Genomic DNA, 15,975 nt, shown 5'->3' on the forward strand with positions numbered 1-15,975 from the left:
CACCAGTCCCAGCCGAACGTGTCAAACCCCGCCGACGCGAACTGCCCCACCCGATCCCCCGACCCCACACCCAGCCACCGAGCATGACCCGCCGCGAAACTCGCGAACCCGACATGCGACACCAGCACACCCTTCGGCACACCCGTCGACCCCGACGTATAAATCACATACGCCGGATGCGACACCGACAACGGCGCAATCCGCTCACCATCGGACACCACCACGCCATCAAACGCAGCCAACTCCCCGACCACCCCCGGCGCATCCAGCACCACCCGAGGAAGCGACCCGGGCAGCACATGCCCCAGCGCGGAGGACACCACAGCCACCCCGGCACCCGCATCCCCGACCATGAACGCGACCCGCTCCACCGGATACTCCGCATCCACCGGCAGATACGCGCCCCCCGCCTTCAGCACACCGAGCAACGCCACCATCAGATCCACACCACGCTCCACCGCGACCGCGACCACCGACTCAGGCCCCACCCCACGCCCGATCAACAACCGCGCCAAACGATTCGCCCGCGCATCCAGCTCCGCATACGACACCTCGACCCCATCAGCAGCCACCGCCACCGCATCCGGCGTCCGCGCCACCCCCGCCTCGAACAACCCCGGAATCGTCGAAACCGGCACCTCAACCCCGGTGTCGTTCCACTCCACCAACACCCGACGACGCTCGTCCTGCCCCAGCACCTGGACCGATGTCAACGGCAGGTCCGCACCACCACCGTCCAGCGTCGCCGCCAACGCGGCCACCACGTTCTCGGTCGCGGTGCGCACCAGCCTGCCGACGGCTTCCGGGTCGATCGGGGCCACCGCGTCCACGGCCAGCCTGATTCCGGCCCCGTCACCGTCGTCGTCGACCGACACGGTCAGCGGATAGTTCGTGCGCTCGCGCACGGACAGGGTCCTGACTCCCTCAAGTCCCTCGCTGTGTGCTTCGTCCGCGCTCTGGCCGGGGCGGCGCAGGCCCGCGTTGTGCCGGTAGTTGAGCAGCGATGTGAACAGCGGTACGTCCCCGGCCACTCCACTGGCCTGCTGGGCCACGGCCAACGGCGCATGCTCGTGCTCGAGGAGCCCGGCCAGCTGTGACCGTGTCCCGGCGACGGCTTCCCGCACACCGACCTCGTCGACCCTTACGCGTACGGGCAGTGTGTTCATGAACGGGCCAGGAACCCGGTCCGCGCCCGCGCCCGCGTTCATGCGGCCGAACAGCACGGTTCCGAAGACCACGTCGTCACGGTCACTGACCGACGCGAGCGTGCGCGCCCACGCCACGTGCAGCACCGTCGCCGGGCTCACACCCAGTCGGCGCGACACCTCCCGCAGCCGCGCGGCCGACTCCGACGAGAACGCCAGGCCTGCCCGGACGACACCGGTTCCATCGCCGCGCGCGTCCATGACCCCGAAGGGTGCTGTCGGCTCGCTCACATCGCCCAGGAGGTCGCTGAAGAACCGTTCGTGCTCCGACCGGTCCACTCCACCCCGCGCCTGCGCCACGAAGTTCCGGAAGGGCAGCGGCTCGGCCAGCTCGTCACCGCGTCCCGCCAGGAACGCCTCCACCTCCTCCAGTACCACTTCCAGTGCCGTGTGGTCCTGCACCATGTGGTGCGTCCGTACCGACGCCAGCCAGCGGTCCGAGCCCGGCTCGGCGGCCGTGTGCACATCGATGAGCGGGGCACGCCCCAGGTCCATCGACAGACCACCGGCCGCGAGCAGCTCGGCCGCCGGGTCCGTCCCCTGCGGGTCCAGAGCCACTTCCTGCACCGGCAGTACGGCGTGCCGCCACACGACCTGCACCGGCTCCCGCAGTCCTTCCCACACCACGCTCGTGCGGAAGATGTCGTGCCGGTCCACCACCCGCTGCAGAGCACCAACGAACGCGTCAAGACGTGCCCGGGTGTCGAACTCCAGCACCGTCGGCGTCACATACGCGTCCTCGCCGTCACCCGCCAGGAGGTGGTGGAACAGCAGTCCCTCCTGCAGTGGCGCCAGCGGATACACGTCGGCGACGTTCGCCGCGCCGCCCTCGACGCCGGCGACCACGCGCTCGATCTCCGCCGCCGAGAGCTCCACCAGGGGCAGCATCTCCGGTGTGATGGCCGACGCCCCCGCCGGAATCGCGTTGGGCGGCACCGCGACGCGCTCGTTCGCCGCCGTCGCCGCGAGGGTCGCCGGCGTCGGTGCCTCGAACAGCGCCCGCACCGAGATCGCCACTCCGCCGGCCCGCAGCCGCTCCACCAAGGTGACCGCCAGCAGCGAATGTCCGCCCAGGTTGAAGAAGTTGTCGTCCACGCCGACGTTCCGCACACCGAGGACTTCGGCGAATGCCGCGCACAGGACTTCTTCGCGGGCGTTGGCCGGGCCCCGGCCCGTGCCGTGCGCGTACGCGGGGGCGGGCAGGGCCTTGCGGTCGAGCTTGCCGTTCGACGACAGCGGCAGCGCGTCCAGGACCACCACCGCCGAGGGCACCATGTGCCCCGGCAGCCGGGCGGCCGCGGAAGCGAGCAGAGCCGCGGGCAGCCCGGTGTCACTGCCCTCTCCGGCAACGGGCACGACGTAGGCCACCAGCCGCTTGTCTCCCGGCACGTCCTCCCTGGCCACGACCACGGCCTGGGCGACGGAGGAGTGCTGGGTCAGTACGGTCTCGATCTCGCCGGGTTCGATCCGGAAGCCGCGTATCTTGACCTGCTCGTCGGCCCGGCCCAGGTACTCCAGCTCGCCGTCCGCGTTCCAGCGCACCAGGTCCCCGGTCCGGTACAGCCGCGCGCCGGCCGCACCGTACGGATCCGCGACGAACCGGTCGGCCGTCAGACCGGGACGCCGCAGGTATCCACGCGCCAGCCCCGCACCGGCGATGTACAGCTCGCCGACCACGCCCACCGGTACCGGAGACATGGCTCCGTCGAGTACGAATGCCCGCGCGTTCGAGATCGGTCGGCCGATCGGCGGAGTCCCCTGGACCGCCCCGTCCGCGAACCATCCCGTCGAGTACACCGTCGCCTCGGTCGGGCCGTAGATGTTCGCCACCTTCGCGCCGGGCAGCGCCTCCTGAATGCCCCGTACCGCCGACGCGGAAAGGCCCTCACCCGCGAGGACCACCGTCCGTGCCTCGGTCCGCACCCCGCCCCCGGCGAGCACCCGCGACAGAGCCGACGGCACCGCGCTGATCAAACTCACCGGCCAGGCGTCACGGTCCCGGTCGGCCAGTGCCAGCACGTCCCGTACCAGCTCGATGCTGCCGCCCGACACCAACGGGCCGAACAGCTCGAACACGGACACGTCGAAGCTCAGCGATGTCGACGCCAGTACGCGGGAGAACTCGCCCGAGGAGAATTCCGTGGCTGCCCACGACAGGAGGCTGGCCACCGACCGGTGCTCCACCACCACGCCCTTGGGCACCCCGGTCGACCCCGACGTGTAGATCACGTACGCCGGATGCGACGCCGACAACGAACCCGTTCGCTCGCCCTCGGACACGCCCGCGGCCGGCTGCCGTCCCAACTCGGCCAGGACCGCGGGCGAATCCAGCACCAGCACAGTGGCCGCATCCGGAACCACCGGGGTGGTGTCCTCCTCCGCCAGCACCAGTCCGGGTGCCGCGTCGGCGAGCATGAAGGAGATCCGCTCGGCCGGGTAGTCCGCGTCGATGGGCAGATACGCACCGCCCGCCTTCCACACCGCGAGGATCGCGACGACCATGTCGGCGCCGCGCTCCAGGCACAGGCCCACCAGCGTCTCCGGTCCCACCCCTCGGCCGATGAGGAGTCGGGCCAGCCGGTTCGCCCGCGCGTCCAGCTCGCCGTACGTCACCTCGGCCCCGTCGCACGCGATCGCCACCGCGTCCGGCGTCCGCGCCACCTGCGCCTCGAACAGCCCGGTAACCGTCGAAGCCGCGACCTCGGCGCCCGTGTCGTTCCACTCGACCAGAACCCGGCGCCGCTCGTCCTCGCCGAGTACGTCCACCGCGCTGAGCCGGGTCTGCGGCCGGGCCGCCAGCAGTTCGAGTACCCGGACCCACCGCCGCGCCAGCTGCCCGGCGCTCTCGGCGTCGAACAGATCGGCCGCCACCCTGACCGAACCGTGCAGGCCCGTCGGCGCGCCCTCTGCGTCGAATGCCTCCCGCACACTCACATCAAGATCGAACTTTGCCGCGGTCGGCTGCGCCTCGAAGCTCTCGGAGCTCAGACCGGGCAGTTCCAGGGCGGCCTCGTCCGTGTTCTGAAGGGTGAGCAGCACCTGGAACAGCGGGTGCCGCGACAGTGAGCGTGCGGGGGCCAGCTCCTCCACCAGGCGCTCGAACGGCACGTCCTGGTGCGCGAAGGCTCCGAGTCCGCTCTCCCGTACCCGTGACAGGAGTTCGGTGAATGTCGGGTCCCCCGACAGGTCGGTGCGTATGACCAGCGTGTTCACGAAGAATCCGACCAGGTCGTCCAGTGCCTCGTCGGTACGTCCCGCGATCGCCGAGCCGATCGGGATGTCGGTGCCGGCGCCCAGCCGCGACAGCAGCGTGGCCAAGGCGGCCTGGAGCACCATGAACAGGGTCACGCCCTCGGCACGGGCCAGCTCCGTCAGCTGTGCGTGCAGTTCGGCCGGTACGTCCAGCGGCACACTGTGTCCCTGGTAGCCGGCGGCCGCGGGCCGGGGCCGGTCGAACGGCAGCGTCAGTTCTTCGGGTGATCCCGCCAATGCCGTGCGCCAATAGTCGATCTGGCGCGTCATCAGGCTGGTGGTGGTCGTGTCGTCCCCGAGCAGTTCGCGCTGCCACAGCGTGTAGTCGGCGTACTGCACCGGCAGTTCGGTCCAGTCGGGCGCCGACCCCGCGCGTCGCGCCGCGTAGGCCACAGATACGTCCCGGGCCAGCGGGCCCATGGACCAGCCGTCGCCCGCGATGTGGTGCACGACCACGACCAGCACCTGCTCGTCCGGGTCAGGTCCGGTGGTGAACAGCCAGGCGCGAAGGGGCACTTCCGCCGACAGGTCGAAGGTGTACTCCTGGGCCGCGGCGACCGCACCGGGCAGCTCCTGCGGCATCACCTCCACGACCTGGAGCTCCCACGTCAGGCCGTCGGGGCGCAGGACGTGCTGGTACGGCTCGCCCTCGGCCGTCGGGAAGACCGTGCGGAGCACCTCGTGCCGCCCGATCACGTCGAGCAGTGCCGCGTTCAGTGCCGTACGGTCCACATCGCCGTTCAACCGCAGTGCGACGGGAAGGTTGTACGTCGCGCTCGGGCCTTCCAGCTGCCCGATGAACCACAGCCTGCGCTGTGCGAACGACAGCGGCACCCGCTCCGGACGGGCCACGGCGGTCAGCGCGAGCCGGGCCTCGTCGGCCCCTCCCAGCCGGTCGGCGAGACCGGCGACCGTGGGCGCGTCGAACAGGGTCCGCAGCGGCAGCTCGACGCCGAGGACGGTTCGGATCCGGCTCACCAGCCGCACCGCGAGCAGCGAATGCCCGCCCAGCTCGAAGAAGCTGTCGTGCACCCCTACGGCCGGCACCCCGAGGACCTGCGCGAACACTCCGCACAGCAGCTCTTCCTGCATGGTGGCGGGACCCCGGCCGGCACCGGTGGTGTACTCGGGGGCAGGCAGGGCCTTGCGGTCCAGCTTGCCGTTCGACGTCAACGGCAGCGCGTCCAGGACCACCACGGCCGAGGGCACCATGTGCCCGGGGAGGCGTTCGCCCACGAATCCGAGTACGGCCGCGGACAGGGCGCCGCTGTCCACGTCCGCGCCTTCTTCGGGCACGACGTAGGCGACCAGTCGCTTGTCCCCCGGGCTGTCCTCACGGACGAGGGCCACCGCGCGGACGATGCCGGGGTGCGCGGTGAGAGCTGCCTCGATCTCGCCCGGCTCGATCCGGAACCCACGGATCTTCACCTGCTCGTCGGCGCGCCCGAGGTACTCCAGGTGCCCGTCGGCGTTCCACCGGACCAGGTCCCCGGTGCGGTAGAGCCGTGAGCCCGCACCGCCGAACGGGTCCGCCACGAACCGCTCGCCCGTCAGTCCGGCGCGGTTCACGTATCCGCGCGCGAGGCCCGCCCCCGCGACGTACAGCTCTCCCGGGACGCCCACCGGCACGGGGGCCATGGACCGGTCCAGTACGAAGGCGCGTGCGTTGGCGATGGGCCGGCCGATCGGCGGAGTTCCGCCCACCTCGCCCTCGGCGAACCACGCCGTCGAGTACACCGTCGCCTCGGTCGGTCCGTAGATGTTCGCGACGCGTGCTCCCGGCAGCGCTCCCTGGATACCCTGCACGACCGAGGAGGAGAGCCCCTCGCCCGCGAGCACCACGGTCCTCGCCCGAGCCTCCACCGCGCCCCCGCCGAGCACCTGCGAGAGCGCGGAGGGCACGGCGCTGATCAGGCTCAGCGGGCCGCTGTCGGCTCCACGGTCGGCCAGCGCGAGGACGTCCCGTACCAATTCGATGCTGCCGCCCGACACCAGCGGGCCGAACACCTCGAACACCGACACGTCGAAGCTGAGCGACGTCGACGCCAGCACCCGGGAGAAGTCGGCCGACGAGAACTCCGCGGCAGCCCACGAGAGGAGGCTCACAACGGACCGGTGCTCGACCACCACGCCCTTGGGCACCCCGGTCGATCCCGACGTGTAGATGACGTACGCCGGATGCTCCGGCAGCAGCACACCCAGCCGTTCGCCCTCGGTCACCGCATCGCCGTCGAGAGCGGCCAGCTCGGCGACGACCGCCGGGTCGTCGAGGGCCACGACCGGCACACCGGTGCTGTCTTCCAGGCCCGTGTCTCCGGCGCCCAGCACGGACACGGCGCCCGCGTCGGCGAGCATGAACGCGATGCGCTCCGCCGGGTACGCCGGGTCCAGCGGCAGATACGCGCCTCCGGCCTTCAACACCGCCAGGAGCGCCACCACCACGTCCACGCCGCGCTCCAGCGCAACGCCCACCACCGACTCCGGCCCGACCCCTCGGTCGATCAGCAGCCGCGCCAGCCGGTTCGCCCGCGCGTCAAGCTCCGCATACGACACCTCCGCACCCTCGAACACGAGCGCCACCGCACCCGGGGTCCGCCCCACCTGGGCCTCGAACAGCTCCGCGATCGTGGAGTCCGCGACCTCCACCTCGGTGTCGTTCCACTCCTCCAGCACCCGCCGCCGCTCGTCGGCACCGAGCACGGCCACGGCGCCCAGCGGCAGTTCCGGGCCGCCCTCCAGTGCGTCTTCCAGCGCGGCGACCAGGCCGTCCAGGGCGGTGCGCAGAAGCGCGCACACCGCCTCCGGGTCGATGGGTGCCACGGCGTCGACGGCCAGTTCGATCCCGTGCGCGTCGTCATCGACCGACACGGTCAGCGGATAGTTCGTGCGCTCGCGCAGGAGCAGCGTGCGGATTCCTTCCAGCCCCGCGTCGCCGGCCTGGTCCGCATGCGCGTCGCCGGCCTCGTCCGCGTCCGGGCCGGAGACCCGGCCCGCGTTGTGCCGGTAGTTGAACAGCGCGGTGAACAGCGGCGCATCCGCCGGTACGCCACTGGCCTGCTGGGCCACCGCCAGCGGGGCGTGCTCGTGCTCGAGCAGTCCCGCCAGCCGCGCACGCATGCCGGCCACCGCCGCCAGGACACCCGCTTCGTCGACGCGCACCCGTACGGGCAGTGTGTTCATGAACGGGCCAGGGACCCGGTCAGCGCCCGCGCCCGCGTTCATCCGGCCGAACAGCACGGTGCCGAAGACCACATCGTCGCGGCCGCTGACCGCCGCCAGTGTCCGCGCCCATGCGACATGCAGCACCGTCGCCGGGCTGGCCCCCAGCAGTCGTGAGACCTCCCGCAGCCGGCCCACGAGCTCCGGTGAGAAGGGGAGGTGCGCCCGTACGACCCCCGTCCCGTCACCGCGCGCGTCCAGCACCCCGAACGGCGCCGTCGGCTCGGTGACGTCCCCGAGGACGTCGGCGAAGAACCGCTCGTGCTCCGAGCGCTCCACGCCGCCCCTCGCCTGTGCGACGAAGTCGCGGAACGGCATCGGCTCGGCCAGTTCACCACCCCGGCCCGACAGGAACGCCCGTACTTCGTCCAGCACCACGGCCAGCGCCGTGTGGTCCCGCACCATGTGGTGCATCCGGACCAGTGCCAGCCAGCGGTCCGCACCGGGCCCGGCAGCGACGTGGACGTCGATCAGCGGCGCCCGCCCCAGGTCCATCGACAGCCCACCGGCCGCGAGCAGCTCGGCCGCCGGGTCCGCGGCCTGCGGGTCCAGGACGACTTCCTGCACCGGCAGTACGGCGTGCCGCCACACCACCTGCACCGGCTCACGGAGTCCCTCCCACACCACACCCGTGCGGTAGATGTCGTGCCGGTCCACCACCCGCTGCAAAGCGTCCACGAACGCGTCGAGCCGCGTCCGGGTGTCGAACTCCAGCACCGTCGGCGTCACGTACGCGTCATCGCCGCCGGCCGCCAACAGGTGATGGAAGAGCAGGCCCTCCTGGAGCGGGGCGAGCGGATACACGTCCGCGACGTTGGCCGCGCCGCCCTGGACACTCGCGACGATCCGCTCGATCTCCTCGGCGGACAGCTCCACCAGCGGCAGCATCTCCGGTGTGATCTCCCGCGCGCCCGCGGGGATCGCGTTCGCCGGGACCGCCACGCGCTCGGTGCCCGCCGCCGCGGCGAGCCCGGCCGGAGTCGGCGTCTGGAACAGCGCGCGTACGGACACGGGCACGCCGCGCACCCGCAGCCACTCCACCAACGACACCGCCAGCAGCGAATGCCCGCCCAGGCGGAAGAAGTCGTCGTCCACGCCGACCTGCTCCAGGCCGAGCACCTCGGCGAACGCGGCGCACACCAGCTCCTCGCGGGTGTTGGCCGGCGCCCGGCCGGTACCTGCCGTGTACTCGGGTGCGGGCAGCGCCTTGCGGTCCAGCTTCCCGTTGGCCGTCAAGGGCAGAGCGTCAAGGATCACGAACCCCGTGGGGACCATGTGCCCCGGCAGCCGCCGTGCGGCGAATTCCCGGACGTCCGCAGCGAGTTCACCGGCCGCCCCTGTGGCGCCTGCGCTCTCGGCGCGCACCAGGTAGGCGATCAGACGGGTGTCACCGGGTGTGTCCTCGCGGGCGACGACCGCCGCCTGCGCGACCGCCGGATGCGCGAGCAGGGCGGACCGCACCTCCCCCGGCTCGATCCGGAACCCACGGATCTTCACCTGTTCATCGGCCCGGCCGGCGAACACCAGCTGCCCGTCCGTCGTCCACCGGGCCCGGTCACCGGTCCGGTACATCCGGTCGCCCGGAGCGCCGAACGGGCACGCCACGAAGCGCTCGGCGGTCAGCCCGGCCCGGCGCACGTACCCGCGCGCCAGCCCCGCGCCGGCGACGTACAGTTCGCCCACCACACCCGGCGCCACCGGAGAGAGCGAGGCGTCAAGGACGTACAGGCGGGTGTTGGCGATGGGCGTGCCCACCGGCACCGCGCCATCGGCCACCAGCGCGGCGGACAGCCGTCCGGTGGCCACGCCGATCGTGGTCTCGGTCGGCCCGTAGTGGTTGAAAACCTCCCGGTCCCCCGCCGCCGCCACCAGCTCCCGTACCCACGGGGCCGGCGCCGCTTCGCCGCCCAGCACCAGGGACCGGGCGGGAAGCACCGCCGCGACACCGCCCGCACCGCTCAGCGCCGCCAGGTGCGAAGGCACTGCCTTGACGTGGTCGATGGCGTGCTCGGCCAGATACTCCGCCACCGCCACCGGGTCAGTGACCGCTTGTTCACCCAGGATGTGCAGCTGCCCGCCCGTGGCCAGGCTCGCGAACACGGTCGTGTTGCCCAGGTCGGTCACCTGCGCCTGGAGCAGCGCGTACCGGCTGCCTGGTTCGCCGAACCCGACCCGGCCCGGCGCCGAGGACACATAGTTGGACAGCGAGTCCTGTGTGACGGCCACACCCTTCGGCGTGCCGGTCGACCCCGAGGTGTACATGACGTACGCAAGACCGGCCGGCGCCACCTCCACTCCCGGCGTGGTCGCCGGGAGCTGCGCCATGTCGGCGACGAGAGCCGGGGCGTCGAGAGCGAACGAGGACACCTCGTCCGTCGGGAGTCCGTCGAGCACCTCCCGCGTACCGAGCAGGAGCACGGCCTCGGAGTCGGCCAGCATGAACGCGATGCGCTCCGCCGGCAGCTCCGCGTCGATCGGCAGGTACGCACCCCCGGCCTTCCACACCGCCAGGACGGCCGAGATCATCTCGATCCCGCGCGGCAGGCACAGCCCCACGACGGACTCCGGCCCGACCCCGCGGTCGATCAGCAGCCGCGCCAGCCGGTTCGCCCGTGCGTCCAGCTCCGCGTAGCTCAGCTCCTCGCCCTGCGACACGACCGCCACCGCGTCGGGGGTTCGCGCCACCTGCGCCTCGAACCGTCCGACCACCGGCACCGGCGACACGTCGGCCGCCGTGTCGTTCCACTCCAGCAGCACCCGGCGCCGCTCATCCGCTTCCAGCACGTCCACCGCGGCGAGCCGCACCTGGGGATCGGCGGCCAGCAGTTCGAGCACCCGCACCCAGCGCCACGCCAGCTGCCCGGCGCTCGTGGGATCGAACAGGTCCGTCGCCACCGTCAAGGAGCCGTGCAGCCCGGCCGGAGTTCCCTCGGCGTCGAACGCCTCCTCCAGGCTCACCGCGACGTCGAACTTCACCACCGGCAGGTCGGCCGGCATCTCCTCGACCCGAAGGCCGGGAAGGTCCACCACCGCGTCGGCGGTGTTCTGAAGCGTGAGCATCACCTGGAACAGCGGATGACGGGACAGCGAACGAGCAGGCGACAGCTCCTCCACCAGCCGCTCGAACGGCACGTCCTGGTGCGCGTACGCCCCCAGCCCCGCCTGCCGCACCCGCGCCAGCACCTCACGGAACGTCGGGTCCCCCGACAGGTCCGTGCGCAGCACCAGCGTATTCACGAAGAATCCCACCAGCTCGCGCAGCGCCGCGTCGGTACGCCCGGCGATCGCCGCGCCGATCGGGATGTCGGTGCCTGCTCCGAGCCGTGACAGCAGTACCGAGAACGAGGCCTGCAACACCATGAACACCGTGACGCGCTCGGCCCGCGCCAGCTCCACCAGGCGCGCGTGCACCTCCGCGGGGATCTCCAGTGGCACGCTGTGCCCCTGATAGCCGGCCACCGCCGGACGCGGCCGGTCGAAGGGCAGCTCGAGTTCCTCCGGCACATCGGCCAACGTCGCGCGCCAGTAGTCGACCTGACGGTTCAGCAGACTGTCCGGGTCGTCCTCGGCGCCGAGCAGCTCGCGCTGCCACAGGCTGTAGTCCGCGTACTGCACGGGCAGCGGCTCCCACTGCGGAGCACGTCCCTCGCGCCGCGCCGCGTACGCGATCGACACGTCCCGGGCGAGCGGGCCCATGGACCAGCCGTCGCCCGCGATGTGGTGCACGACGACCAACAGCACGTGCTCGTCGGGCCCGGTCGAGAACAGCGACGCCCGGATCGGCACCTCCGCCGACAGGTCGAAGGCACGCCCTGCGGCGTCGGCGACAGCGCCGTCGAGCTCCGCAGGGGCCACCTCGGCCACGGTCAGCCGCCAGTCCAGATCCTCAAGATCCAGAATGCGCTGGTACGGCTCACCGCCATCGACGGCGAACACCGTACGGAGCACTTCGTGGCGTCCGAGCACGTCCCGGAACGCCCCGGCGAGCGCCTGTCGGTCAAGGTCGCCGAACAACCTCAAGGCGATGGGAATGTTGTATGTGGGGTTCGAGCCCTGAAGCTGCTCGACGAACCACAACCGGCGCTGCGCGAACGACAACGGAAGCATCAGGACTCCTCCTGCTTGCGCATCGGCCGCAACGCCGGCCTAGCTGACTTTTTGTCTCCGACCAGGCTTGCGAGCCCGGCCGCTGTGGGTGCCTCGAAGATGTCGGCGATCCGTATGTCGATGCCGAGGGATTGCCTGATCGAGCTGACGAGTTCGGTGGCCAGCAGGGAATGTCCGCCCAGCAGGAAGAAGTCGTCGTCCACGCCGACGCTCTCCAGTCCGAGGACTTCCGCGAACGCGGCACATATGGCTTCCTCGCGCGCGTCGGCCGGGGCACGGCCGGTACCGGCCGCGTACTCCGGGGCGGGCAGCGCCCTGCGGTCCAGCTTCCCGTTCACCGTCAACGGCAGCGCATCGAGCACGACCACGGCAGACGGAACCATGTACTCCGGGACTCGGCCCGATGCGAATTGCCGCACAGCATCCGGAAGTTCACTGCTGCCGCCTGATTCCGGTACGACGTAGGCGACGAGGCGACTGTCGCCCTGGGCGTCCTCACGGACCACGACCGCCGCCTGCGCAACCTGCGGATGGCCGGCGACCACGGCCTGAACCTCACCCGGCTCGATCCGGAACCCCCGGATCTTCACCTGATCATCCGCCCGCCCCAGATACTCCAGCGCACCATCCGCACTCCACCGCACCAGATCCCCGGTCCGATACATCCGCTCACCGGTTTTCGTGTACGGGCCGGCGACGAACCGCTCCGCCGTCAGCCCCGGGCGCCCGGCATAGCCACGTGCCAGCTGCACACCCGCCAGATACAGCTCACCGACCACACCCACCGGCACCGGCTGAAGCGCACCGTCCAGCACGAACGTCTTGGTGTTCGTGATCGGCCGGCCGATCGGCACCGAACCCTCGCCGGGCGCGCACTGCCAAGCGGTCACGTCGACGGAAGCCTCCGTCGGCCCATACAAGTTGTGCAGCTCCACACCGTCGATGAGGTCGAAGAACCGCTCCACCACCGCAGCAGGCAGCGCCTCACCGCTGCACACCACCCGCCGCAGATCCCAACAACCTGCTAGCTCGGGCTCGCGCAGGAACACTTCCAGCATCGACGGCACGAAATGCACCGTCGACACCTGCTGCTCACCAATGAGCTGCGCCACATAACCCGGATCCCGATGCCCACCCGGCCTGGCCACCACCAACACCCCGCCCGTCAACAGCGGCCAGAACAACTCCCACACCGACACATCGAAACCAAACGGCGTCTTCTGAAGAACCCGCTCCCCCGCCACCAACCCGAACCGCTCCTGCATCCACACAAGACGGTTCACCACACCCTCATGCGACACCACCACACCCTTCGGCACACCCGTCGACCCCGACGTGTAGATCACATACGCCGGATGCGAAGGCAACAACGACCGGTCACCCACCGGACCACCATCAAGCCCGGCCGATTCCTCCACCACGTCCGGTGTCACGACATGGACCGCGCCCGCATCCGCGAGCATGAACTCGACCCGTTCTTGGGGAAGTTCCGGGTCGACCGGCAGATAGGCCCCTCCGGCCTTCAACACGCCCAGCAGCGCCACCAACAGATCCACCCCGCGCTCCAACGCCACCCCCACCACCGACTCCGGACCAACACCCCGACCCATCAACAACCTGGCCAGACGATTCGCCCGAACATCCAACTCCGCGTACGACACCTCCACACCCTCGAACACCACCGCCACCGCACCCGGAGACCGCCCCACCTGCACCTCGAACAACCCCGCCAACGTCCCAGCCGGCACCTCGCCCACCGTGTCATTCCACTCCACCAACACCCGACGACGCTCACCCGCATCGAGCACATCCAGCTCACCCACCCGCACCAGCGGATCAGCAGTCAGCGTGTCCAGCACCCGCACCCACCGCGCCGCCAACCGCTCGGCGCTCTCCACGCCGAAGAGGTCCGCGGCTACGATCACGACGCCCCGCAGCCCCGCCGGCGCACCGTCACCGTCGAACTCCTCCCCCACACTCACCTCGACGTCGAACTTCGCCGTCGGCTCCCCCGGCGGCATCGCTTCGGAACGCAAGCCGTTCAGGTCCAGAACGGCCTCGTCGTTGTTCTGGAGCGTGAGCATCACCTGGAAGAGCGGATGCCTGGCCAGGGAGCGCGTGGGGGCCAGTTCCTCCACCAGGCGCTCGAACGGCACATCCTGATGGGCGAACGCCCCCAGTCCTGCCTCCCGCACCCGTCCCAGCACCTCACGGAACGTCGGGTCGCCGGAGAGGTCAGTACGTATCACCAGCGAGTTCACGAAGAAGCCGATCAGATCGTCCAGCGCCTCATCCGTACGACCGGCAACCGCCGACCCGATCGGAACATCCGTACCCGCACCCAACCTGGACAGCAAGGTGGCCAAAGCAGCCTGCAAGACCATGAACACCGTCACACCCTCGGCCCGCGCCAGCTCGACCAGCCGCGCATGCACCTCCGCCGGGATCTCCAGGGGCACCTCATGGCCGCGGTAGCTCGCCACCGCAGGGCGCGGACGATCGAAGGGAAGGTCGAGCTCCTCCGGTATCTCGGCCAGTGCCTCGCGCCAGTAGGCGATCTGACGGGCCAGCAGGCTCTCCGGGTCGTCCTCGGCACCCAGCAGCTCACGCTGCCAAAGGGTGTAGTCGGCGTACTGCACCGGGAGCCCGGTCCACTGCGGCGTCCGTCCCGCACACCGGGCCGCGTACGCGCTTGTCACATCGCGCGCCAGCACACCGTTCGACCAGCCGTCGCCCGCGATGTGGTGCACGACCACGACCAGCACATGCTCGTCCGGTCCGGCCGTGAACAGCCAGGCCCGGAAGGGCACCTCAGCCGACAGATCGAAGGCATACCCCTGCGCAGCGGCAACCGCACCGGCCAGCTCCTCCCGCGCCACCTCCACCCTCTGCAGCTCCCACGCCAGGCCCTCGACATCGAGGATCTGCTGGTAGGGGCGGCCACCTTCGGCCGGATAGATCGTGCGCAGTGCCTCGTGCCGTGCGAGGACGTCCCGCAGCGCCGCATCCAGTGCTGACCGGTTCACCTGGCCGGTCAGTCGTACCGCGACCGGGATGTTGTAGGTGGCGCTCGGGCCTTCCAGCTGGCCGAGGAACCACAGGCGGCGCTGTGCGAACGACAGCGGCACCCGCTCCGGGCGTACCGCTGGTGTCAGCGCCGGCCTCGCTGGGCCTTCGCCGGCCAGTCGGGCCGCCAGGCCGGCGACCGTCGGCGCCTCGAACAGCGCACGGATCTCGATCTCGACACCGAGCACCGCCCGGATCCGACTCACCAGCCGCACCGCCAACAGCGACTGCCCACCCAGCGCGAAGAAGTCGTCATCAACACCGACGCTCTCCAGGCCGAGCACCTGAGCGAAGGCCCCGCACAGCAACTCCTCCTGCACACTGACCGGCCCACGACCCGCGCCCGACAACGACGCCAGCTCCGGCACCGGCAGCGCCCTGCGGTCCAACTTCCCGTTCCGCGTCAACGGCAGCTCGTCCAACACCACCACCGCCGACGGCACCATGTACTCCGGCAGGCGCGCCGCCACGAACTCCCGCAACACCCCCGACACCTCGCCCCGAACAACACCGGCGAGTACGACGTAGGCGACCAGGCGCTTGTCACCCGGCGTGTCCTCACGGACGACCACCGCCGCCTGCCCGACCTGCCCGTGCGCGACCAGGACCGCCTCGATCTCACCCGGCTCGATCCGGAAACCACGCAACTTGACCTGATCGTCCGTACGCCCCGCGAAGACCAGCTGACCATCCACCGTCCACCGCGCCCGGTCACCCGTCCGATACATCCGCTCACCCCCGGCACCGAACGGATTAGCCACGAACCGCTCCGCCGTCAGACCCGCACGCCCCACATAACCACGCGCAAGACCCGCACCCGCCACATACAACTCACCAGCCACACCCACCGGCACCGGCGACAACGACTCATCCAGCACATACACCCGGGTATTGACCACCGGCCGGCCGATCGCGACCTCACCCGCCTCCGGATCACACCGCCACAACGTGGCATCCACCGTGGTCTCCGTCGGACCGTACGAGTTGAACATCACCCGACCCCGAGCCCAACGCGCCATCACCTCCGGCGGGCACGCCTCACCCGCCACCACCAACACCACACCCCGATCAATCAACCCCTCATCCAACGTCGCCAACACCGCAGGCGGCAACGTCACATGCGACA

At 70.8% G+C, this 15,975-nt stretch carries 1 protein-coding gene and 1 pseudogene; both read right to left on the minus strand.

The window, feature by feature from the left end; genetic code table 11:
* Positions 1-11,783, minus strand: an 11,783-nt coding sequence (locus tag ABT342_RS36780) for a non-ribosomal peptide synthetase (RefSeq protein ID WP_351583519.1), incomplete at its 3' end; no start/stop codon positions are given.
* Between the two features lie 53 nt (positions 11,784-11,836).
* A pseudogene (locus ABT342_RS36785) lies at positions 11,837-15,975 on the minus strand (amino acid adenylation domain-containing protein); the annotation flags it as partial.

This window comes from Streptomyces sp. NPDC000410 (assembly GCF_040300305.1).
Lineage (GTDB): Bacteria > Actinomycetota > Actinomycetes > Streptomycetales > Streptomycetaceae > Streptomyces.